The organism is Streptomyces sp. AF1A (assembly GCF_047340315.1).
Taxonomy (GTDB): Bacteria; Actinomycetota; Actinomycetes; order Streptomycetales; family Streptomycetaceae; genus Streptomyces.
In genome coordinates this window covers 24,371-45,684 of sequence record NZ_JBLEBI010000026.1, presented here as the reverse complement: position 1 = coordinate 45,684, position 21,314 = coordinate 24,371, and the positions used below count along the sequence as shown (strand labels likewise).

Below are 21,314 nucleotides of genomic sequence, written 5' to 3'. Positions count from 1 at the left end.
GTCGGGAAGACACGGGGTGGTGTCAGCGCTGCGGCAGCGCTGCCGGAGTGGGCGCTCGCAGGTCGAGGACGAGGCGGTCGAAGCCGCGGAAGGTCTTGTTCACGCGCCAGTTCACCTCGCTGACCGTGGCGTTGGGGAAGCGTCGGGCGAACAAGGTGAGGAGTTTGGTCACGGTCAGCCGGGCGAGCGGGGCGCCGACGCAGTAGTGCATGCCGAATCCGAAAGCGACGTGGTCGGACCGGTGATGGTCGGTGCCCTGTTCGAGCGGGGTTGTGGGGGTGGAGTGGTCGAAGAGGTCCCGGCCGGTGAGGGAGACGAGGACGACGTCGTCCTTGGCGATGGCGTGGCCGGAGAGGGTCGTGTCCTGGGTGGCGAGGCGGGCGACGTGTCCGAGCGGGGCATAGAGCTCCAGGACGCGTTCGACGACCGCCTTGGCGGGTTCGTCGTCGGTGGCGGCCGCGATCGTGTGGGCCAGGTCGTTGCCGAGCATGTGCCAGAGGGCGAGCCCGATCATGCCGGCGGTGGTTTCCAGGCCGCCGAACATCACCATGGACGAGGTCGCGAGCCGGTCCCACTCGCTTCCCTGGGCTTGGTTCCAGATGGACTCGCCGCCTTCGTCGGGCGCGTTCCTGATGAAGTCGGCCATCTCGCGCAGAGCGGCTTGGGCGGCGCGCGCGTAGTCGGGCCGGTAGGAGACGGCGAGGAAGTCGGCAAGGGGCCGGGCCCAGGTGTGGAGGAGGTCTCCCTGGTCGGCGGGGAGTCCCAGCAGCAGGGCGATGGTGCGCGCGGAGATGTTGTCCGCGAGGTCCGGCATGGCGTCGTGCCGCTCCGAGCGGGCGAACTTGTCCAGTTCCTCTTCGAGGATGCCGTGGATGGTCTCCTCGAGCCGGCGAATGCGCCGGGGAGAGAACATCGGCTGGATGGCGCGCCGGGCCTCGGTGTGCGCCTTGCCGTCGAGAAGCACGAACCAGCGGCGCATGGTCTCGATGAGGTGGGCGCACTCCCCGTGCATGTCCGCAGGAAGGTAGCTGAGGTTGACGGCGTCCAGGGTCTCGGACGACAGGTGCGGATCCTGGAGGGCAGCCTGTACCTGGTCCCGGCCCCAGACTACCCAGCAGCCGAGGTCCTGGTAGTAGCGGACCGATGAGGTCGCTTCTTCGGTGGTCACGCGTGTTCCTCCTCCTGGGTGTCGGGGGCGGGATCGGGCCGTGGTGTGGTGGGCAGGTCTCGCTGGGAGCGCATGGGGCCGAGGGCGAGGACGAGCCCGCAGGGGGCGAGAACGGCGGTCATGATCCACATGGCGGGCCGGGGGCCGAGTGCATCGCCGAGGAAGCCGCCGATCAGCGCGCCGAGCGGGATGGTGCTGTGGTTGAGGACCATCGTGGTGGCGACGACACGGCCGAGGATGCGCGGCGGGCAGTAGGTCTGGCGGAAGGAGGCCAGGACGACGTTGCAGGTGACGATGCCGAAGCCGAGGACGAAGGTGCCGAGGGCGAAGAACGCCAGGCCTGCGCCGGATGTCGTGAGGGGAAGGAGCAGGGCGAAGGGCCCGGTGAGCAGCTGGGTGGCGAGCATGCCACGAGCGGTGCCGAAGCGCCGTCCGAGGGCGGGGGCGACGGAGGCTCCGACGATGCCGCCGATGCTGCCGGCGGTGAGGAGCACGCCGACGGTCGCGGTGCCGGCGCCCACGGTGCGCACGAGGAAGACGACCTGCACGGCCTGGTATCCCAGGAGCGCGAAGTTGACCAGCGCGCCGTAGGTGACGATGGGGCGCAGGTAGCGGTCGCTGAACACGAAGCGCAGGCCTTCGGCGATCTGCCGGCCCAGCGGGATGGGTTGGTCGGGCTGTTCCGGTTTCGTCTCCCTGGCCTTGATGCCGGTGAGGCAGAGTGCGGACAGGACGAAAGTGATGGCGTCGAGGAGGAGGCCGGTGACGGCTCCGAAGGCCTGGCTGATGAGGCCCGCCAGACCTTTGCCGACCACGTCGGTCGCGGATTCGCTGGCGCTGATGCGGGCGTTGCCTTCTTGGAGGTCGGCCTCGGTGAGCACGGTCGGCAGGTAACTGTGCACGGCGGTGCGGACGAAGACGGCTGCGATGCCGCAGATCAGCACGACAGCGAGGAGGTGGCCGAAGGTGAGCGCGCCGAGCCAGGCCGCGACCGGGACGGTGGCGTAGAGGACGGCGGAGAGGACGGCGCACGCGATGAGCAGGGGGCGGCGCCGCATCCGGTCCACCCAGGCTCCGGCGGGCAGGCCGACCAGGAGCCAGGGCAGCCATACCGCGGCGCTGAGCAGGCCTACGGCGGTGGCGCTGGTGTCGAGGGTGACGACGGCGACGAGGGGGACGGCCACCGCGGTGACGCTGTTGCCGATGCCGCGTGCGGTCTCGCCGATCCACAGAAGCCTGAAGTCCCGCTGGCCGAGGACACCCCCTTGTCTGCGCGTGCTGGCGGTGTCGTCGGCGTTCTTCGTCTCCACGCTGATGGCTTTCTGCTAGGGGCGGGTGACCGCGTCGGGGAAGGCGGGGTGCTCGTTGAGCCGGGACATGAGCGGGATGTCCCGGATGTCGTCGTGGGACAGGACCCACATGAGGAACCGCTCGATGCCCATGCCGAAGCCGGAGGTGACCATGGGGAGGTCCTTGCGCATGCGGACGTACCAGGCGTACTCCTGCTCGTTGATGTCGTGCAGGGCCATCGACTTGCGCAGCAGTTCGATGTCCGAGTGGCGTTCGCCGCCCCCCACGATCTCGCCGAGCCCGAAGAACAGGTCGGCGTTGCGGGCGGTCCGTCCGGCGTCGTCACCGAAGGCCTGGTAGAAGGGCACGGCCAGCGAGTCGAAGTGGTCGACCCAGACGAACTCGTCGACGCGCTGCATGAGCAGTCGTTCGCCCTGGCGGGTGAGCGAGCGCCATGATCCCTCATCGCGGACACAGCCGTCCACGTCACCCACGATCCGGACGGCCTCGTCGAAGGTGAGGCGTTCGAAGGGGGCTCCTCGGGCGGCCATGCGCTCGACGTGGGCGGTGGTGCCGCGGAGCTGGGCGATGCGGTCGCCGTGTTCGTCCAGGATCGCGGTGGCGAGCGCCCTCACGTAGCCGTCGACGTAGCTGATCATGTCGTCGAGGCCGCCGGGGATCTCGGCCTCGCTGTGCGTGTACTGGTTGAGGTGCGTCTCGTCCGGGGTCTCGCCCCGGTAGGAGGGCAGGATGCTGTAGCAGCCGCCCGGCGCGAGCCGGCAGCCGTACTCCAGGGCGAACTGCATGCTGTCGGGCAGGAAGGTGTCCACGCCGAGGACCGTCACGGGCACGGGCTCGGAGTCGCTGCCGAATGCGTTCGGGCAGGTCACGGTGCGGGTCGTGAGCGGGAAGGGCAGATTCTTCAGGCCCCGGGAGCGGGCGTAGTGTCCGGTGGTGCGCTCGACGACGTCGTAGAGGTCGGCGACGAGGCCGTACCACGGTGAGCGCAGGACCGTGACGAAGGCGTCCGGGGCATTGCTGGAGTGGACGGCGGGGGGCTTCACAAGGGCGAGGGACTGGGTCTGCTGCACCATGTGGGTTCTCCTGGGAAGTATGGGCGTCAGGACGGCGTGGGCGGGATGTTCTGGTTGCGCCGGAAGGTGTTGGCGGGGTCGTATGCCTTCTTCACGGCGGCCAGGCGGGTGTGGCGGTGGGTGCCGTAGACCTCGAGGACGCGGCCGGGCGCCTCGTCCTGGAGGTAGTTGACGTAGGCGCCGCCGGTGGACATCGGAGCGAGGCGCTCGATGCTGCGCCGGGGCCAGGCGATGTTCCGCGCATCCTGCTGTGGGTCGGTCCACTGGGACGAGGCGGTGAAGATGTAGGGCGCCCTGCGGCTCGGGAACGCCGAGTCCTCTTCGGGGACGTGCTCGATGGCGCCGCGCAGGTACTCGAAGTCGATGGAGGACAGGGCGGAGGGGATCTCCTGTGCGGCGGCGATGAACGCGGCGGCCGTCTCGGGGGTGAGGTCGGTGGGGTAGCAGGATTTGGTGAAGTAGCGGTGGCCGGCGGGTTCGCCGTGGTCGCCCAGGCTCTGGAGCTCCGCGTACGACATGCGTCGCACGAGGGTGGCGGCGGGGCCGGTGGTGTCGAAGAGCGGGGCGGTGTGGGCCGGTCCGTCGTCCGGGTCGCCGAACCAGGCGGCGGTGAGGAACAGGGCGGGCCGGCCGTGGAGTTCGGCCGGGATCCAGTCCGCGGTGCCCGCGTGCTTGAGGGCTCCGACGGTGTGCAGGTCGTCGGGCTGGCTGGGGGCGAAGTCCCGGTAGGCGGCCAGCGCGTCCTGCGCGGCGGCCAGGGGGTAGATGCCGGTGTGGTAGTGGACGGGGCCGACGGGTCGCAGGCGGAGGGTGAAGCGGGTGACGATGCCGAAGTTGCCGCCGCCTCCGCGCAGCGCCCACAGCAGGTCGGCGTGGTCGTCCTCGGTGGCCTCGACGACCGAGCCGTCCGCCAGGACCACTTCGGCGGCCAGGAGATGGTCGCAGGTCAGGCCCCATTTGCGGGCGAGCCATCCATAGCCGCCGCCGAGGGTGAGGCCGCCCAGGCCGGTGTGGGAGACCACGCCGGCCGGGCAGGCGAGATCGTGCGGTGTGGTGGCGGCGTCCAGGTCGGCGAGCAGGCAGCCGCCGCCGGCCTGCGCGATGCGGGCGACCGGGTCGACGGTGACGGTCCGCATGGGCGAGAGATCGATCATAAGGGCGCCGTCGGCGACGGCGGTGCCGGCGACGTTGTGACCGCCACCCCTCACGGTGATCTCCAGGCCGGTGCGGGCGGCGTAGCGCAGGGCCTCGCAGACCTGGCCTGGGTTGCTGCACGGGGCGACGAAGGCGGGCCGGCGGTCGTGCATGCCGTTCCAGATGCGGCGTGCCGTGTCGTAGTCCGGCGCGCCGGGCCGGAGCCAGTGGGCGGGCACCTGAAGGCCGGGGCGGTCGTGGAGGGGCATGTGGGTCACTCGGTTCCTTGGATGAGGAGGGGCGCGAGAACGTCGGCCATGTGCCGGCGGGGCACTTCCGCCAGCACTTCTTCATGGCTGCAGTCCAGGGGGTGCTCCTGAAGGTTTTCGACGTAGGGCTCCCAGGCAGAGGGGCGGGGGCCGTCGGGCGTGCGGCCCTGGGTGGCGGTGAAGTGCAGGACCGTGCCGTCGAACCGTTCGGGCGTGTACGCCGCGGCGAGCCGGCTGGTGTTGACGCCGACCTCGAGCAGCCGAGTGAACCGCTCCTGGTCCAGAGGCATGTGGGCCGCCGCTTCGGCGCGCAGCGCCGTCAGCAGCGACGCGAAGTCCCCGTCATGGCCGGCGGGGTCGTGCGGCTGCGCCACAAGGGTGGTGAGCAGAGCGAACTCGTCCCACTGCTCGGGGGTGGCCGTGTCGGGGTACGGCCAGGTCGCTGCGGGATATGCGTCCACCAGTGCCAGCAGTTCCACCTCGGCTCCGGCCCTCCGCAGCCGCGTGGCGACCGCGTGGGCGATGTTGCCGCCGAGAGACCAGCCGAGCAGCCGGTACGGGCCCTGGGGCTGGACCTGCTGGATCTCCCGCACCATGAGGTCGGTGATCTCACCGAATCCAGTGGGCCGTTCGGCCCCGTCCGCGAGGCCCGGCGCCTGGAGGCCGTACACCGGGACCTCGGCGGGGAGCAGACGGGCGAGAGCGAGGTAGCTCCAGGCAAGCCCGGTCGCGGGGTGGATGCAGAAGAGCGGATGGCGGCCGGTGGCAGGGCGCAGGGGCAGCAGGATGTCGAAGTCGCCGCCGCCGGTGACGCCTTCGAGCAGCCCGCGGGGTGTGGGCGTCCGGAACAGGCTCCTGACGGACACGTCGATGGCCAGGTCTGCTCTGATGCGGCCGGTCAGCCGCATGGCGAGCAGGGAGTGCCCACCCAGGGCGAAGAAGTCGTCCTCGACGCCCACGTCGGGCAGGCCGAGAACCTCGGCGAACAGCGCGCATACCCTCTCCTCTCGCGGGCTGCGTGCGGCTAGGGGAGCCGTGCGGGAGGGCAGCTCCGGTGCGGGCAGGGCCTTGCGGTCGAGCTTGCCGTTGGCGGTGAGTGGCAATGCGTCCAGCACGACCACGGCGGGGACCATGTACGCGGGCAGGGCGGCCGCCACCCGGCGGCGCAACGCGTCGGGGGAAAGGTCGTGTTCGCGGCCCCGGTCGGGGACGACGTAGGCCACCAGGCGTTTGTCGCCGGGCTGGTCCTCGCGTACGAGCACGGTGCTGTGCCCGACGGCTTCGTCGGCGTCGATGACAGCCTGGACCTCGCCCAGCTCGACCCGGAAGCCGCGGATCTTCACCTGATGGTCCGCGCGGCCCACGAACTCCAGGACACCGTGATGGTTCCAGCGCGCCAGGTCGCCCGTGCGGTACATCCGCTCACCCGGGTCTCCATAGGGGTCGGCGATGAATCGTTCAGCGGTCAGCCCGGGGTTGCGGGCGTAGCCGCGGGCGAGGCCGGCCCCGGCCACGTACAGTTCGCCGGTGACGCCGGGGGGCAGCAGGCGCAGGTGTTCGTCCAGCACGTAGGCGCGGGTGTTGGTCAGCAGTGTGCCGATCGGGGCGCGCGAGCCGCCGGCCAGGGAGCCGGGTTCGATGACGGCGATCGACACGTCGTCGGAGCACTCGGCTGGGCCGTAGACGTTGGCCAGGGGGATGCCTGGATGCCGCTTGTACCAGCGGGTGACGAGGTCGGGTGGCAGTTCTTCGCCGTGGACGAGCATCCAGCGCAGCCCGGCGAGGAGTTCGACGCTGCTCTCGTCGTCGTCCCACAGGTCGAGCACGGCCCGCAGGACGGCGGGCACGATCTGGAGCACCGTGATTCCGTGTGCGGCAACGGCGCGGACCGTGTCCAGGGGGTCGCGGGTGGTGTCGTCGTCGAAGACGTGGACGCGGCCGCCGACCAGGAAGAGGGTGAGGGTCTGCCAGATGGAGACGTCGAAGGTCAGCGGGGCGTTGAAGGCGATGGTGTCGTGTTCGTCGAGTCCGTAGAGTTCGACGACTGCGCGCAGGTGGTTCGACAGGCCGCGGTGCGGCACCAGGACACCCTTGGGGCGGCCGGTGGAGCCGGAGGTGAACACGGAGTAGGCGATCGCCTCCGGCTCCACCGTGACCGGGGGCGGTGCGGTCGCCGTGTCGTGGACGTGCACCAGCGTGACCGCGTGGTCGCCGCACGCGGCGACGATCTCACCGGCCTGGCCGAGGAGATCGGGCGCGGCCAGCAGGAAGCGGACATCGGCGTCCCGCAGCATCCCGGCGGCCCGGGCGACCGGCGTGCCCGGGTCGAGCGGCATGTAGCCGCCGCCAGTGCCGAGCGCGCCGAGTGCGGCGGTCACGAACCAGGTGCTGCGCGCGGACAGCACGGCGACCAGGGTGTCCACCCCTGCGCCTACGGCCGCGAGGGACCCGGCGACCGCTCCGGCGCGGCGGGCGACATCGGCATACGTGAGGGTGCCGTGGACATCGGACACGGCTGGTGCGCCGGGGCGGGTGGTGGCCAGGGCCCGCACGCGGCCGGGGAGGTCGATGGGCTGCTCCGGCGACGGCAGGCCGTTCCAGTCGCCGAGCAGCAGCCGCCTCTCGTCGTCGTCGAGGAGATCGAAGGATCCGATGGGCCGGTCGGGGTCCGCGACAGCGTGCTGGAGGACCTTCACCAGGCGCCTGCTCATGGCGGCCACGGTCCTGTGGTCGAACAGCTCGGTGGCGTACTCGAGCACCATGTGCAGGCCGGCGGGCCGGCCCTCGCGGTCGCGACGGTTCGCGAAGTCGATGGACAGGTCGAACTTCGCGGTATCGGTGGTGAGCGGAAGCAGCTCTGCCCTGGTGCCGGCGAAGCGCGGGGCGCCGTCGATGAAGCCGTCGTCGAGAGCGAGGAAGACCTGGAACAGCGGGTGCCAGGCCAGGGAGCGCTCGGGCCGGATCTCCTCGACGATCCGGTCGAAGGGCACGTCCTGGTGCGCGAACGCCGCAAGGTCGGTGGCACGGACCCGGGCGAGCAGCTCGGCGAAGGTGGGATCGCCCGCCGTGTTCGTGCGCAGCACGAGCGTGTTCACGAAGAAGCCGACCAGGTCGTCGAGCCCGGTCTCCGACCGCCCGGCGACCACCGTGCCCAGGGGGATGTCGTCGCCGGTGCCCGACCGCTTCAGCATGGTGGCGACCGCGCCCTGGAGCACCATGAACAGCGTGGTGCCGGTGCGGCGCGCCAGATCGAGGACCTGCTGGTGCAGGTCCGCATCGAGCGTGAGCTCTACCGTGGCGCCCTGGTGGTCGGCCACGGCACGCCGTGGCCGGTCGAAGGGGAGGTCGAGCTGCTGCGGTACTCCGTCGAGGGCCTCGCGCCAGAACGCGAGCTGCCCGGACTGCACGCTGTGCGCGTCGCTGTCGTCGCCGAGCAGGGTGCGCTGCCACAGCGTGTAGTCGGCGTACTGCACCGGCAACGGCCCGAACGCGGGGGCGGCGCCGTTGCTGCGGCTCTCATAGGCCTCGGCCAGGTCGCTGAGCAGCGGCCGCATGGACAGGCCGTCACCGGCGATGTGGTGCAGCAGGACCAGCAGAACGTACTCGTCGTCGCTCCCGGCGACCTTGAACAGAGTGCATCGCAGCGGCACGTCCGAGCCGATGTCGAAGACGTGCCGGGCAGCCCGGCCGATCTCGTCGTCCAGCGTTTCCCGGTCGACGACAGCGGTCGTGAGGACCGGCGGGGCGGCGTCCGGGGAGAGGATGACCTGATGTGCTTCGCCGCCGGACTCGGGGAACACCGTGCGGAGCGTCTCGTGGCGGCGCATCACGTCGCCGACTGCCTCCCGCAGGGCTTCCGCGTCGATGGCGCCGTGCAGGCGGAGGGCGACCGGGATGTTGTAGGTGGGGCTGGGTCCGTCGATGCGGCTGATGAGCCACAGGCGCTGCTGGGCGAAGGACAGCGGTACCCGTTCGGGCCGTTGGCCCGCGGTCAGATCGGGCCGGCGGTGCGCGGCACCGCTGCCGGCCAGTGTCAGCAGGCGGTCCACTCCGGCGGGGCTGGGGGCACTGAAGAACGAGCCGAGGTCGACATCCGTGTCGAGAGCCGTGCGGATGCGGCTGACGAGCCGCATGGCGAGCAGGGAGTGGCCGCCCAGGGCGAAGAAGTCTTCGTCGACGCCCACGTCCGGTCTGCCCAGGACCTCGGCGAACAGCGAGCACAGGATCTCCTGGCGTGGGGTACGGCCCGGCGCCGGCCCGGCTGCGGCCGTCCACTCGGGCTGCGGAAGCGCGTTGCGGTCCAGCTTCCCGTTCACCGTGAGGGGCAGCTCGTCCAGGACGACGACGGCGGGGAGCAGATAGGTGGGCAGCCGGTCCCGCAGGCGGTCGCCCAGCGCATCCGTGTCCGCTTGTGAGGTGCCCTCGGCCGGAACGATGTAGGCCACCAGGCGTTTGTCGCCGGGCCGGTCCTCCCGGACGATGACGGCAGCGCGCGCAACCGCCGCGTCGGCCTCCACAGCTGCCCGGACCTCGCCGGGTTCGACGCGGAACCCGCGGATCTTCACCTGGTCGTCGGCACGGCCGACGAACTCCAGTTCGCCTTGGTTGTTCCAGCGGGCGAGGTCGCCGGTGCGGTACATCCGTGCACCCGGCTCCCCGAACGGGTCGGCGACGAACCGCTCCGCCGTCAGCCCCGGGAGCCCGAGGTATCCGCGGGCCAGACCGGCACCCGCCACGTACAGTTCCCCGGTGGCGCCGAGCGGTACCGGCTGCAGCCGGGGGTCGAGGACGTAGGACCGCATACCGTCGAGCGGGCTGCCGATGGGCAGCGCGTCGGGGATCGGATCGTCGATGTCCAGGGTCCAGCGGGCGGCGAAGGTGGTGGTCTCGGTGGGGCCGTATCCGTTCACGAACCGCACGGCGGGGAAGCGTTCGCGGAGCTTGCGTACCGCTGCCGCAGACACGGCTTCGCCTCCGGCCCAGATCTCCTGGAGCGTGCCCATCGTGGCGGGAGCCTCGTCGGCGACGAGCGCGAAGAGCGCCGCGGTGAGCCATACCGCACTCACCCGGCCGGAGTCGATGGCTGCGGCGAGGGCGGCGACATCCAGGTCACCGGGCGGGGCGATGACGCAGCAGCCGCCGTTCAGCAGCGGCACCCACAGCTCGTAGGTCGAGGCGTCGAACGCCGGTGAGGAGTGGAGGAGCACTCTGCGGTGGGCCGGGCCGCGGAACGCGCTGTCGGTGGCGAGGGCTGTGACGTCGGCGTGGGTGACGGCCACGCCCTTGGGCACGCCCGTGGATCCGGAGGTGAACATCACGTAGGCCAGTTGGTCGGCGTCCTTCGCGCCCGGCAGCTGCGGCCCACTGGTAGGGCCGGGGGGGCCGGAGGCGACCAGGACGCGCTCCATGGAGTGATCGAAGGCCACCGTGGATGAGGCGTCGTCCACGAGCAGGACCCGGGCCCGGGTGACCTTGGCGATCTCGTTCAGGCGGGCCGCAGGATAGCGGCGGTCCAGCGGGACGTAAGCGCCGCCCGCCTTGAGGACGGCCAGCAGGGCCACGATCAGCTCGGGGGAGCGCTCCATGAGGATGGTCACGGGGGCTTCCGGCCCGACCCCCAGCTCCACGAGGCGGCGGGCCAGCGCGGTGGAACGGGCATCGAGGTCCGCGTACGTGATCTCCTCACCGGCACAGAAAAGGGCCGGAGCATCGGGAGTGCGGGAGACCTGTGCGGCGAAGAGCTCCGGAACCGTGGCGCGAGCACTGCCCTCGGCACCGGCACCGAGGGCGAGCGTGCGGGCCCGGTCCTCCGCGTCGACCAGATCGAGCTCCCCGATACGCCGGGCCGGGTCGGCGGTCGCCTCCTCGAGGACACGGAGCAGCGTGTGGACGAGCCGCTGGGCGCTGTCGTGGTCGAACAGGTCCGTGGAGTACTCGAGGAAGCCCGCAAGCCCCTGCGGTCGTCCGTTCGCCGTGCGTTCCCGGACGTTGAGGACCAGGTCGAACTTGGCCACCTGGGTGGGTACGTCGAACAGGGTGGCGTGCGGCAGACCCGGCAGGTCGCCCAGGCCCACCGACTGGCCGATGAAGGCGAGCGCCACCTGGACGAGGGGGTTCGCGGAGCGTGAACGCCCCGGATTGACCTCTTCGACGACCTGGTCGAAGAGGACGTCCTGGTGCGCGTAGGCGGCCAGGTCCGTCGTGCGAACGCGGTCGATGAGCTCCGCGAAGGTGGGATCGCCCGAGGTGTCGGTGCGCAGCACCAACGTGTTGACGAAGAAGCCGACCAGGTCGTTCAGGGCGTCGTCGGAACGGCCGGCCACGGGTGAACCGATCGGAATGTCCTCGCCCGCCCCGTAGCGGGTCAGGACGGTGGCCAACGCGGCCTGAAGGACCATGAAGACGGTCGCCTGGTGCTCCTGAGCAACGGTGAGCAGTCGGGTGTGGAGCTCGCTTTCCACAGCGAAGTCGACACCGGCGCCGTGGTGCGAGGGGACGGCGGGCCGCGGCCGGTCCAGCGGCAGCGCGATCCGGTCGGGCAGGCCTGCGAGAGCGTCGCGCCAGAATGCGAGCTGCTTGCGCAGGGCCCCGTCGTCGCCGGACTGGGCGTGGTGCTGCCAGGTGCTGAACTGGCCGTAGGTGACGGGAAGCGGGGAGAACGCCGGTGACCGGCCGTCCAGTCGGGCGGCGTAGGCGGCCGCCAGATCGCGCAGGAGCGGGCCCACGGACCAGCCGTCGGCAGCGATGTGATGGAACACCAGCACAAGGACGTGCTCCGGCCCTTCCTGGGCGGTGGTGTCCGTGAGGGTGAACAGCCAGGTCCGCAGCGGCACGTCACGAGTGATGTCGATGGCCTCGCCGGTCGCCTCGAGCATCGCCGCCGTCAGCTCGGTCGAGGGCACATGCCGGTGGTGGAGGGCGGGCGGTGCGTCGGCGGCCGGGCGGACGTGCTGGAACGGCACGCCCTCTTCCTGGGGGAACACGGTGCGCAGCGGTTCGTGGCGGGTCACGACGTCACCGAGAGCGGCCTGCAGGGCCGCGGTGTCGATCGTGCCCCGCAGGCGCAGCCCGATCGGCATGTTGTAGCGGGGGCTGGGCCCCTCGAGCTGAGCGAGGAACCACAGGCGCCGCTGCGCCGGGGACAGGGGGATCCGCTGCGGGACCACCGTGTCGGCCAGGGCCGGGACCTTCGGTGCGGGCGGGGCCGCGGCCTGGGCCAGGGCCCGGGCGACGCCGGCCGGCGTGGGAGCCTCGAAGAACTTGCGCAGGTGTATCCCGTGCCCCACGGCCTGCCGGATGCGGCTCATCAGCCGCATGGCGAGCAGCGAGTCGCCGCCGGCCTCGAAGAAGTTCTCGTCGACGCCGATCTCCGGCGCACCCAGCAATTCGGCGAACAGCTTGCTGAGGATCTCTTCCTGTGCGGTACGGGGCGCGGGGCCCATGGAGGGCGTGGAAGACACGGGGCTCCCCTTCGTAGCGATGCGTTGGAGCAGGAGTCAGTGGAGGTCGGAGGTGAAGTGGGCCAGGGTGTCCCGGAAGGCGTCCCGCAGCTGGAGGGCGTCCTGCCTGGTGAAGGCGTCCGCCGAGGTGCGCAGAGTGCCGCGGATGTTGCCGACGGTGCCCCAGCCGAACTCCCACAGGGCAGGGAAGTTGGCCCAGCGGGGCGGGACAGGCACGTGCGTCGTGCGCAGGGCCGGCAGACGCAGCCGGGGAACCACCACGTCGACGTTGACCAGGTGCAGGAACAACGGGGCCGCTCCGTGTGCCCCGTGCACGGCTGCGGCGCGCAGGATGCGTGAGTAGGGGACGTCCTTGTGGTCGAGAGCGGCGTCGATCGCCTGGGCGTGCCGCTCGATGACCCGGGTGGGCGGCAGGTGGTCCGGCCATTGGGTGCGCACCGGAAGGGTGTTGAGCAGGGGGCCGACGGTGTTCTGCAGGTCCTGGCTGTCGCGGAGTGCGGTGGGCATGCCCACGACGACGTCGTGGTCGGGCCCGCTCCCGGCGACGGCCGCGCTCACCACCGTGAACAGGACGACGGCGGGCGACACCTGACAGGACCGGGAGAGCCGGCGCACGGCCCGGGTCCCGGCCGCTCCGAGCGGCAGGTCGTGAGCGAGGAAGGTGCCGCGTTCTGCTTCGTCCGGCGCGCTGGTGCGAGGCGCTGCGCCGGGGCGCACACCGTGGAGACACTCCGTCCACCAGGCGGTGTCCGCCGGGTGCGCGTTCTCGCGTTCGGCGTGGTCGAAGAAGTCCGGTGCCGTGCCGGTGACACCGGGGCCGCGGATCTCCGCGACGTATGCCTGGCCGAGGTCGTCGGCCAGGAGGGCAAGGGACCAGCTGTCGCCGGCCACGTGGTGCACGGCGAGAGCCAGATGGTGGACGTCGTCCGACGGGTCGGAGACGAGATGCGCCCGCACGGGGGGCTCGGCGTTCAGGTCGAATGGTGTGTCCCACCAGTCGGTGAGCAGGGTCAGCACGTCGTCGGTGGCCGACCATGCCGAGCATGTACGGGTCAGGGCAGGCAGCGGTGCGGACGGGCCGAGCGGGACGGCTGTGCCGTCCTGGAACGTCGCGGCAAGCACCGGGTGGCGTCGGATGACCCGGTGCAGTGCGCGCTCCAGGGCCGCCGCGTCGAGCGGGCCCACGATCCGGAAGCAGAGCGGCATGGTGTACATCGGCCGGTCTGCGAGCATTTCGTGGACCAGCATGGACTGCTGCATGTCCGACAGGGGCCGGAAGGGACGCATGCCTCAGCCCCTCGCAACGGAGGCGTTCCGGAGGACCTCGGCGAGCCACGCGGCGAAGGTCGGGGCCTTGAGGCACGTGCTGGGGGTGGTCTCGGTGCTGACGATGCTCCGGGCCCGGGCGGCGACGCGCAGGGCGAGCAGCGAGTGCCCGCCCAGGCTGAGGAAGTCGTCGTCGTCGCCTACCTCGTCGACGCAGAGCACCTCGCGCCACAGGTCCCTGAGCTGTTCCTCGACGCCTGCGGTGGTGTCTGCCGCGGTGGGGGCAGGAATGGCGGGCGGGGGCGGCAACTGCCGCTTGGCCACCTTGCCGTTGGGAAGCCGGGGCAGGTCTTCGACGAAGACCACCTGGGACGGCTGCATGGCGGAGGGCAGATGCGCTGCCGCGTGCCGGCGGATCTCGCGGGCCGACAGCAGGCCCGGCCCGGGCCGGGCATCAGGCGCGGCCGGTACGGCAGTGCCTGCGCCTGTCTCGGTGGGCTCGCGGGTGGCGTACACGTAGGTGACATCGGCCGCGGTGCCGACGTTCCAGTCGTCGATCTCGTGCAGGCTGAAGCCGGCGTTCGTGAGGATCTTCCGGATCTCCGGGCCCACGGCACTGGCGCGCTCGACCTCGAGGCACACCTGGCGCACCCGAGGCCAGTGCTCGGGCCGCAGACCGCGCAGCACGTCCAGTTCGGCACCCTCGGTGTTGATCTTCAGAAGGTCGACGCGGTCGAGTGCGAAGCGGTCGAAGATGCTGGACAGGTCGGTGGTCTCGACCTGGTGCCGGGTGGCGGCCAGGCGGCGCTCGGTGTCTCGGCGCAGCTGGGCGAGTTCGGCCTCGTCCGTGGTGCCGGTGTCTCCGGTGGCGGCCGCGGTGCTGCGGAAGTGCGACTCCACGAGCTCTGCGGCTGCTTCCTCACGGTCCGTGCCCAGTCCTGAGAGGTAGCTGAGCTGAGGGAACGAGGTGAGGGTCGCGGTTCCGGAACGGTCGGTGACCGCCATGGGGACGACCTCGGCCGCCACCGAGTTCAGCTCGAGGTTCGCCTGCAGGTAGGGCAGTGTGTCCGGGTTCGGCTCGACGGCGACGACGCGGACACCGTCGGCCTGGCGGGCTGCCCACAGGGAGAAGAGGCCGATGTTGGCGCCGACATCGACGATGACCGCGTCGGGGCCGATGCGCAGGCCGAAGCGGGCGTACTCGTCCTCGTCGAAGATCTGCCGGTACAGGAACAGCGCCTCGTCGGGCGACGGTGTCGCCACGGCCAGGCCGCCTGGCAGCTCGATGCGGCTCAGGCCGCCGACGACGGGCGAGTGGGCGCGTTTGGCGGCGACGTAAGCGACGAGGCGCACGCCTTCGCTGCCGTCGGGGACGCCCACGACGGCGGCATCGTGGACCTTCGGGTGGCGGCGGAGGACGGTGCCGACTTCTTCGGGTTCCACTCGGACGCCGCGGACCTTGATCTGGTCGTCGATCCGGCCGCGGAACTCCAGGTAGCCGGCCTCGGCCTGCCTGACCCTGTCCCCGGTGCGGTACATCGGGGTGCCGTCGGAGGCGAACGGGTCGGGGCGGAAGCGCTCGGCGGTCAGGGCGTCGTCATCGAGGTAGCCCCCGCCCACGCCGATGCCGGAGATCCACAGTTCCCCGGTCTCACCCGCGGGCACCGGTGTCAGGTCCTCGTCGAGGATATGGCACACGACGTTGTCGATGGGGCGCCCGACCGGCGCGATGTCCCCGTCGAACGGCTCACTGCAGTCCCAGTACGTGGCGTTCACCGAGGTTTCGGTGGGGCCGTAGCCGTTGTACAGCTCGGCGGGCAGCAGATCGCGGAACCGCCGGACGAGCGTCATGTCGAGCGCTTCGCCGCCGCAGAAGACGCGGCGCAGCGAGGTGCAGTAGGCGAGTTCGGCTTCGTCGACGACGTACCGCAGGACGGAGGGGACGAAGTGGGCGGTGGTGACCTCGGCTTCCTGGATGAGGCGGACGATGCCCAGGCTGTCGAACTGCAGTCCCGGCGGGGCGATGACCAGCGTGCCGCCGGCGATCAGCGGCGAGAAAATCTCGTGGATCGCCGCGTCGAAGGCGTGGGACGCCTTGTGCAGGACGCGGTCGTCGTCCGCCAGGCGGTAGTGCCGGTGACCCCACTCCAGGCGGTTGCACAGCCCGGCGTGGTGGAGCCGGACGCCCTTGGGCCGGCCGGTGGAGCCGGAGGTGAACAGGATCATCGCGGTCTGTTCGCCCGCGGCGCGCCCCCGCCAGGTGGCGGCAGCGAGGTTTTCCGCATCCCCGGGGCGGCACCGGGTGTCCAGAGCCATCCATGGGGTGGAGCCCAGCGCGGCGAGGTGGTTGTCGCCGTCGCAGAGGATCACGCGCGGTTTGGCCGCGCCGACCACCTGAAGCAGGCGGTCGCCGGGGAACTCGGGGTCCATGGGCACGGCGACGGCGCCGATGGTCATGACGGCGATGAGCGCGCTCACGTAGCCGGCGGAACGTGGCAGGTAGAGGGCGACGCGATCGCCGGGTTCGACACCGGCGCTGCGCAGTTGCCGGGCGACTGCCGCGATCTGGTCCCACAGTTCGCGGTACGACAGCTCGCCGTCGGAGCTGAGGACGGCGGGAGTTCCCTCGGGTACGGCGTCGGCTGTGCGCAGGAGGTCGGGGACGTAGGTCGGCCGCATCGTCACGCTCGCTTCTCTGCGACGGCGACGATCGCCATGCGCGGGACCTCGGCGAACCAGCGGCCGCCCGACTCGCGCAGGACCGGCCGGAGCGGGATCCCGCTCGGGGCATCGCGGAGTGCGGCCGCGTAGCACGAGTGATCGAAGATCTCTTCGATGAAGGTCCACGAGGTGGCGGGGTCGCGGTCCGCGGAGAACACCTCCTGCACGCCGTACATGTCCGCGATGTACTGGCACATGCGAGCGCGGGCGGACTGGTAGTCGTCTGCTTCGACGATGAGCGGGTCGTAGACGTCCAGGACCCGGGCAGTGACCGGCAACCCTGCGAAGAGCGCGGTCAGTTCGGCACGTGAGAAGTGCGCGTAGTCGTGGCCGGCCGCCGAGTACGGGTGGACCACCTCGGCGAAGAAGCGGGCCATGGGGCTGGCCGTGTCGAAGTCGTGGAGGACGACCCTGCCCCCGGGCCTGACCACACGCACTGCCTCGCTGGCCGCTTGTGGGCGGTCCGCAGGAGTGATGTGGTGCGTGCCGTAGGCCAGGAGCGTCGCGTCGATCGAGGCGTCCCGCAGCAGGAGCGCGTCGGCGGACTGCCGCAGTGCGGGCAGGCCCTGGGCGAGCGCTCGGGCCACCATCTCGCCGGAGATGTCACCGGTGATGATGGACAGTTTCGCCAGGCGGCTGTCGGCGCGGTCAGCGACCGCGCGGGCGATGGTGCCGTCGCCGCCGAGGACATCGAGGAGCGTCACGTCGCCCGGGGAGTCGGTACGGGTGGCCAGTTGCAGCAGTTGCCGGGCTCCGGTCCATCGCACGGAGGAATCCTCCTGCGCCCGGCGGTACGAATCACCGCGGCCGGTCTCGTCGGAGTCGAACTCGTTCGTGACGGACACCAGCGCCGACAGCAGGCGCGGCGACCGTGCCCGCGTTGGGTCGATCAGGTCGTGCAGGCCCGGGTGTTCCGCGGCCACATGGGACATATACGTGTCGAGTGAGGCGGATGGCAGGTACCCGGCGCCCCCGGGCACAGAGGTATCCATACTAGGACTTGACACTGGAACTGGCTCCCCCGCTTTTGGCTGCCAGGACTATGGATGAGCTGGCTGTGCACCGGGCCGCGCTTTGTGGCACTTGGCACCGGCACGTCGAGACATCAGCTGGACTGCGCTTCGAGCAGTCCAGCCGGACGCATATCGGTCCAATGGGACTCGATGTAGTTCAGGCACTCCTGCCGGGCGCCGCTGCTCACTTCCGTCCATCCGTCAGGAACGGGCGACTCGGCGGGCCACAGTGAATGCTGTTTCTGGTCGTTGACAAGTACGAGGAATACCCCCGACTGGTCGTTGTCAAAAGGGTTGGTGGACACCGTGCCCCTTCTCGCTCGGTTACAGGGTTCCCCAGGAGGTTTAGCAGTCGAGACGTGCGATTCGCCTCTGTCTTTGGAGTCTTCAGACATGACTCCATTTCACCTGAGCTGCACTCGGCAGATTAAATCCTGCACATTGTGACGATCGGAGATCAATGTGACCTGGATCACGACGGAGGGGTGGTGGCTGGTTTCAGACGTCTACCGCGTCATGCAGGGAGCATTTCAGGCCCGTTCCACCCTTCATTGAAGCCGCTCAGGGGAGGAGGAATCGGGCTCCCCGGCTCAAGCGGCGAACGGTTCAGAGTGACGCGAAATCCACTGTTGACACTCCCGTGATGCGCGGAGAGAATCACCGGGGTTTTCTCGTCCGAACCGTTTATCGGCGTGCCGGCATGCCATCCGACTGCAACTCGGGTCCAGGGAGCTTGCAGAAACTTTCAGATCTTCATAACCTGATGAAATTCCGGCTCATCTCGGGGGATTCAGCCGTGCCCGCTGACACCGCATCACCGCTGCCCGCAAGCAAGAACGAGGCTCCTGCACACTGTCACGCGTGGCGCGTTCGGCTGCCTGAGCGCGCGGATGTGCACAGCGTCCGGCAATCGGCCCATGTGCTGATGGGCCGCCTCGCTGAACTGCACACCCCCCCGCTTGCCACCACGCCGGGCTTCTGGTGCGACGACGTCCCGCACACCTCCGATTCCCCGGTCGCACGCCGCCGGCTCCACGCCGAAATGCACCGTGCGCTGGATCCACACGCGCCCGGGTGCCCCCTGGTCCGCGCCGTACTGCTGCGCTATGCCGACCAGGTCAGCGATCTCGTACTCGTCAGTCATCGCACGGTTCTTGACGCACGGTCGCTTCGGACGGCTGTGGAGGCCCTGGCAGGCGGAACCGACCTCACCGGCATCACCACAGCGCACCCCTCCTGGCCGGCAGCAGGCAACGAGGGTGACCGGGCGGGCCTCCAGAACGCCGACTTCGGCACCATCCCCGCCTGGGGTGCGCCAGATCTCCGCGGCATCGTGCCGGCCGACCCGGCCGGTGATGCGCCCGAGGCTCGCCTCGATCACACCGTCGAGGACACACAGGCCGCGCTCTTGGTCGCGGCAGCGATCGTCCTCGGGCGATACGAGGATCAGCACAGGCCCGTGGTCGCCGCACTGTCAGCGGATCCCGACCGGCCCGAAGACGTCCTGGGGGCCTTCGAGTTCGGCGCTCTCTTTCCCGCCGACCTCACAGGCGAACGGAGTATCGGCGACCTGCTGGCACGGGCGCGAGAGCTGCTCACCGATCCTGCCCTGCGCTACAACAGCGGTCAGGAGGGGATACCGGCCTCCGGCGTGCACGGACGCGTGCTGGTGGGAGTCCTCCCGGAGGCTCCCGAGGGGTACCTGCCCTGCCAGACCGCACCCTTTCCGCTCACCCTGGTTCCCCGACGCGATCCGGGCGGGACCCTGCGGCTCGAGACGCACCGTCAGTCAGACATGGTGGGCGAGGCGGCTGCCCGGCGTTTCGCCGGCCAGGTCGCCCGCGTCCACGCCTGGATCTCCCAGCAGCAGCCAGACACCGTCCCCGACGATGCAGACCTCCTCGACACGGCAGAGCGGGAGGCCGTCGCAGAACTGGGCCGGGCACGGACCGCACTGCGGTGGCAGCCCGACCGAATCGACTCCGTCTTCACTGAGCAAGCGACACGGACTCCCGACGCGATCGCCGTCACCCACGGCACGGACCGGCTCACCTATAACCAACTCCACGCCCGGGCGACACAACTGGCGGCGGGGCTGCGGGCCTACGGCGTGGCACCCGGAGACCACATCGGCATCTGTCTTGAGCGGTCAGCCGACTTCATCGTCTGTCTCCTGGCCGTCCTGCTCGCCGACGCCGTCTATGTGCCCATGGACCCCGCCTACCCTGCCGCACGCCTCGCCCAGACCATCGAGGACGCCGGACTCGCCACCGTTATCACCGAGCTGACCGAAATCGCCGACGTATCGTCCAGCCTGGTGAGGCCCGACGCACTTCACGCAGCCGGAGCCGCGGCTCCCGATCTTCCGGCTCCGGAACGCGGCCCGGAGTCACCGGCCTACATCATCTACACGTCGGGTTCCACCGGTCGGCCCAAGGGCGTCGTCGTACCGCACCGCAACGTCATCGCCCTCATGAACGCAACGCGGCCGGACTTCGCACTCACCGGCGACGACGTGTGGACGTTCTTCCACTCCGGCGCCTTCGACTTCTCCGTCTGGGAAATCTGGGGAGCCCTGCTGACGGGGGCCCGCGTGGTCGTCGTGCCCTACTGGGACTCCCGCTCGCCGGAGCAGTTCCACCGGCTCCTTGTGCAGGAGCAGGTGACCGTGCTGAGCCAGACCCCATCCGCCTTCGCCCAACTGGCGGCCGCAGACCGGGAAGAGAACACGAAACTCCCGGTGCGGCTGGTCATCTTCGGCGGCGAACCCCTGGACACCGGCAGTCTGCGCGGCTGGCTCGACCGCTACCCCGAGTCACAGTGCCGGCTCGTCAACATGTTCGGCATCACCGAGACCACGGTCCATGTGACGGCACAGGCCATCCGCCGTGCCGAAGTACTCAGCGGAACCAGATCAGTAGGCCGGCCCCTTCCCGGATGGCACGTGTACGTCCTCGACCGGCGCGGACGCATCCTGCCGCCCGGCGCACCCGGAGAGATCCACGTCGGGGGTGAAGGGGTGGCGCTGACGTACTGGAACCGGCCTGAGCTGACAGCCGAGCGTTTCGTGACCGATCCCTTCACCGACGGCCGGATGTACCGCAGCGGCGACCGCGGTCGGCTCCTTCCCGACGGGCGGCTGGAGCACCTTGGGCGGCTGGACAACCAGGTCAAGCTCCGCGGGTTCCGCATCGAGCTGGACGAGATCCGCAACGTCCTGCTGGAAGACCCCTGTGTCACCTCCTGCGCCGTGGTCCTCGGCGGTGACCCGGACGGCAGTGCCGCACGCACGCGCATCGACGCCTACGTGGTCCTGGCCCCCGAAGCAGACGGAGGCACCGCCCCTGTCCGGCAGCGCGCAGCCAGGCTTCTGCCTGCGTTCATGGTGCCCAGTACCATCACCGCACTCGACTCGCTCCCTCTGACCGTCAACGGCAAGCTCGACGCCCGCCGCCTCCCACCCCCAGCGATAGAGACCCGCGCTGTCACCGATGACGGGCAGGCATCCGGGCTGGCGGCCCGCATGGTGGCCCTGTGGCGGGACATCCTGGGCGTCCCTGTCGGGCTCGACGAGAACTTCTTCGAACTGGGCGGAAATTCCCTGGCCGCAGTGCAGCTCGCCGCGGAGGCCCGCAACCGAGACATTCCCGTTGTGCCGTTGCGCGCCCTCTACCGCAACCCGACGGTGCGTTCACTCACGGTCTTCCTCGACCAGAACAGTGCCATGGTTGACAGCCGCACCCGAAGGTGATGTCCGCACCCGCGGGCGGAGCCGCTGCGCCCCGCTCCAGCAACGCCTCACTACGCAGCCTCGGCGTCGACCGCCATCTACTGCGCGCCTGCGGCCCTGCGCGCTGTGCACGCGCGGACCGGCATCGGCCCCCTGCGGAGGAAAGCCA

Annotated in this window: 10 protein-coding genes; 1 reads left to right on the top strand and 9 read right to left on the bottom strand. The window is 70.4% G+C overall.

The window, feature by feature from the left end:
• Positions 1-22: 22 nt before the first annotated feature.
• From ACLU3S_RS11410 to ACLU3S_RS11370, 9 genes are all read right to left on the bottom strand, one after another.
• Positions 23-1,168 carry a cytochrome P450 gene (locus ACLU3S_RS11410; protein ID WP_413951658.1) on the bottom strand — a complete coding sequence of 382 codons (1,146 nt, stop codon included), beginning with the start codon at positions 1,166-1,168 and terminating at the stop codon, positions 23-25.
• On the bottom strand, positions 1,165-2,478 hold the full coding sequence (locus ACLU3S_RS11405; RefSeq protein WP_413951657.1) for an MFS transporter: 1,314 nt from the start codon (positions 2,476-2,478) through the stop codon (positions 1,165-1,167). Before ACLU3S_RS11405 ends, ACLU3S_RS11410 begins: the two co-directional genes overlap by 4 nt.
• Before the next feature lie 15 nt (positions 2,479-2,493).
• The gene (locus ACLU3S_RS11400) at positions 2,494-3,552 is read right to left on the bottom strand and encodes an amino acid--tRNA ligase-related protein (protein WP_413951656.1); all 1,059 of its coding nucleotides are present in this window, start codon (positions 3,550-3,552) and stop codon (positions 2,494-2,496) included.
• A 26-nt stretch (positions 3,553-3,578) separates the two neighbouring features.
• Entirely contained in the window at positions 3,579-4,955 is a 1,377-nt protein-coding gene (locus tag ACLU3S_RS11395) for an FAD-binding oxidoreductase (protein ID WP_413951673.1), read from the bottom strand.
• Positions 4,956-4,960: 5 nt separating this feature from the next.
• Positions 4,961-12,415 (bottom strand): amino acid adenylation domain-containing protein, encoded by a 7,455-nt coding sequence (locus tag ACLU3S_RS11390; RefSeq protein WP_413951655.1) that lies wholly within the window; start codon positions 12,413-12,415, stop codon positions 4,961-4,963.
• Positions 12,416-12,451: 36 nt separating this feature from the next.
• Entirely contained in the window at positions 12,452-13,702 is a 1,251-nt protein-coding gene (locus tag ACLU3S_RS11385) for a condensation domain-containing protein (RefSeq protein ID WP_413951654.1), read from the bottom strand.
• A 3-nt stretch (positions 13,703-13,705) separates the two neighbouring features.
• Entirely contained in the window at positions 13,706-16,360 is a 2,655-nt protein-coding gene (locus ACLU3S_RS11380) for an amino acid adenylation domain-containing protein (protein ID WP_413951672.1), read from the bottom strand.
• A gap of 2 nt (positions 16,361-16,362) precedes the next feature.
• Positions 16,363-17,325 (bottom strand): class I SAM-dependent methyltransferase, encoded by a 963-nt coding sequence (locus tag ACLU3S_RS11375; protein WP_413951653.1) that lies wholly within the window; start codon positions 17,323-17,325, stop codon positions 16,363-16,365.
• Positions 17,326-17,507: 182 nt separating this feature from the next.
• Positions 17,508-17,720, bottom strand: a complete 213-nt coding sequence (locus tag ACLU3S_RS11370) for an MbtH family protein (RefSeq protein ID WP_413951652.1) — start codon at positions 17,718-17,720, stop codon at positions 17,508-17,510.
• Between the two features lie 338 nt (positions 17,721-18,058).
• Here ACLU3S_RS11370 and ACLU3S_RS11365 point away from each other — a divergent pair, with 338 nt between their 5' ends.
• Positions 18,059-21,166 carry an amino acid adenylation domain-containing protein gene (locus ACLU3S_RS11365; protein ID WP_413951651.1) on the top strand — a complete coding sequence of 1,036 codons (3,108 nt, stop codon included), beginning with the start codon at positions 18,059-18,061 and terminating at the stop codon, positions 21,164-21,166.
• Positions 21,167-21,314: the final 148 nt, after the last annotated feature.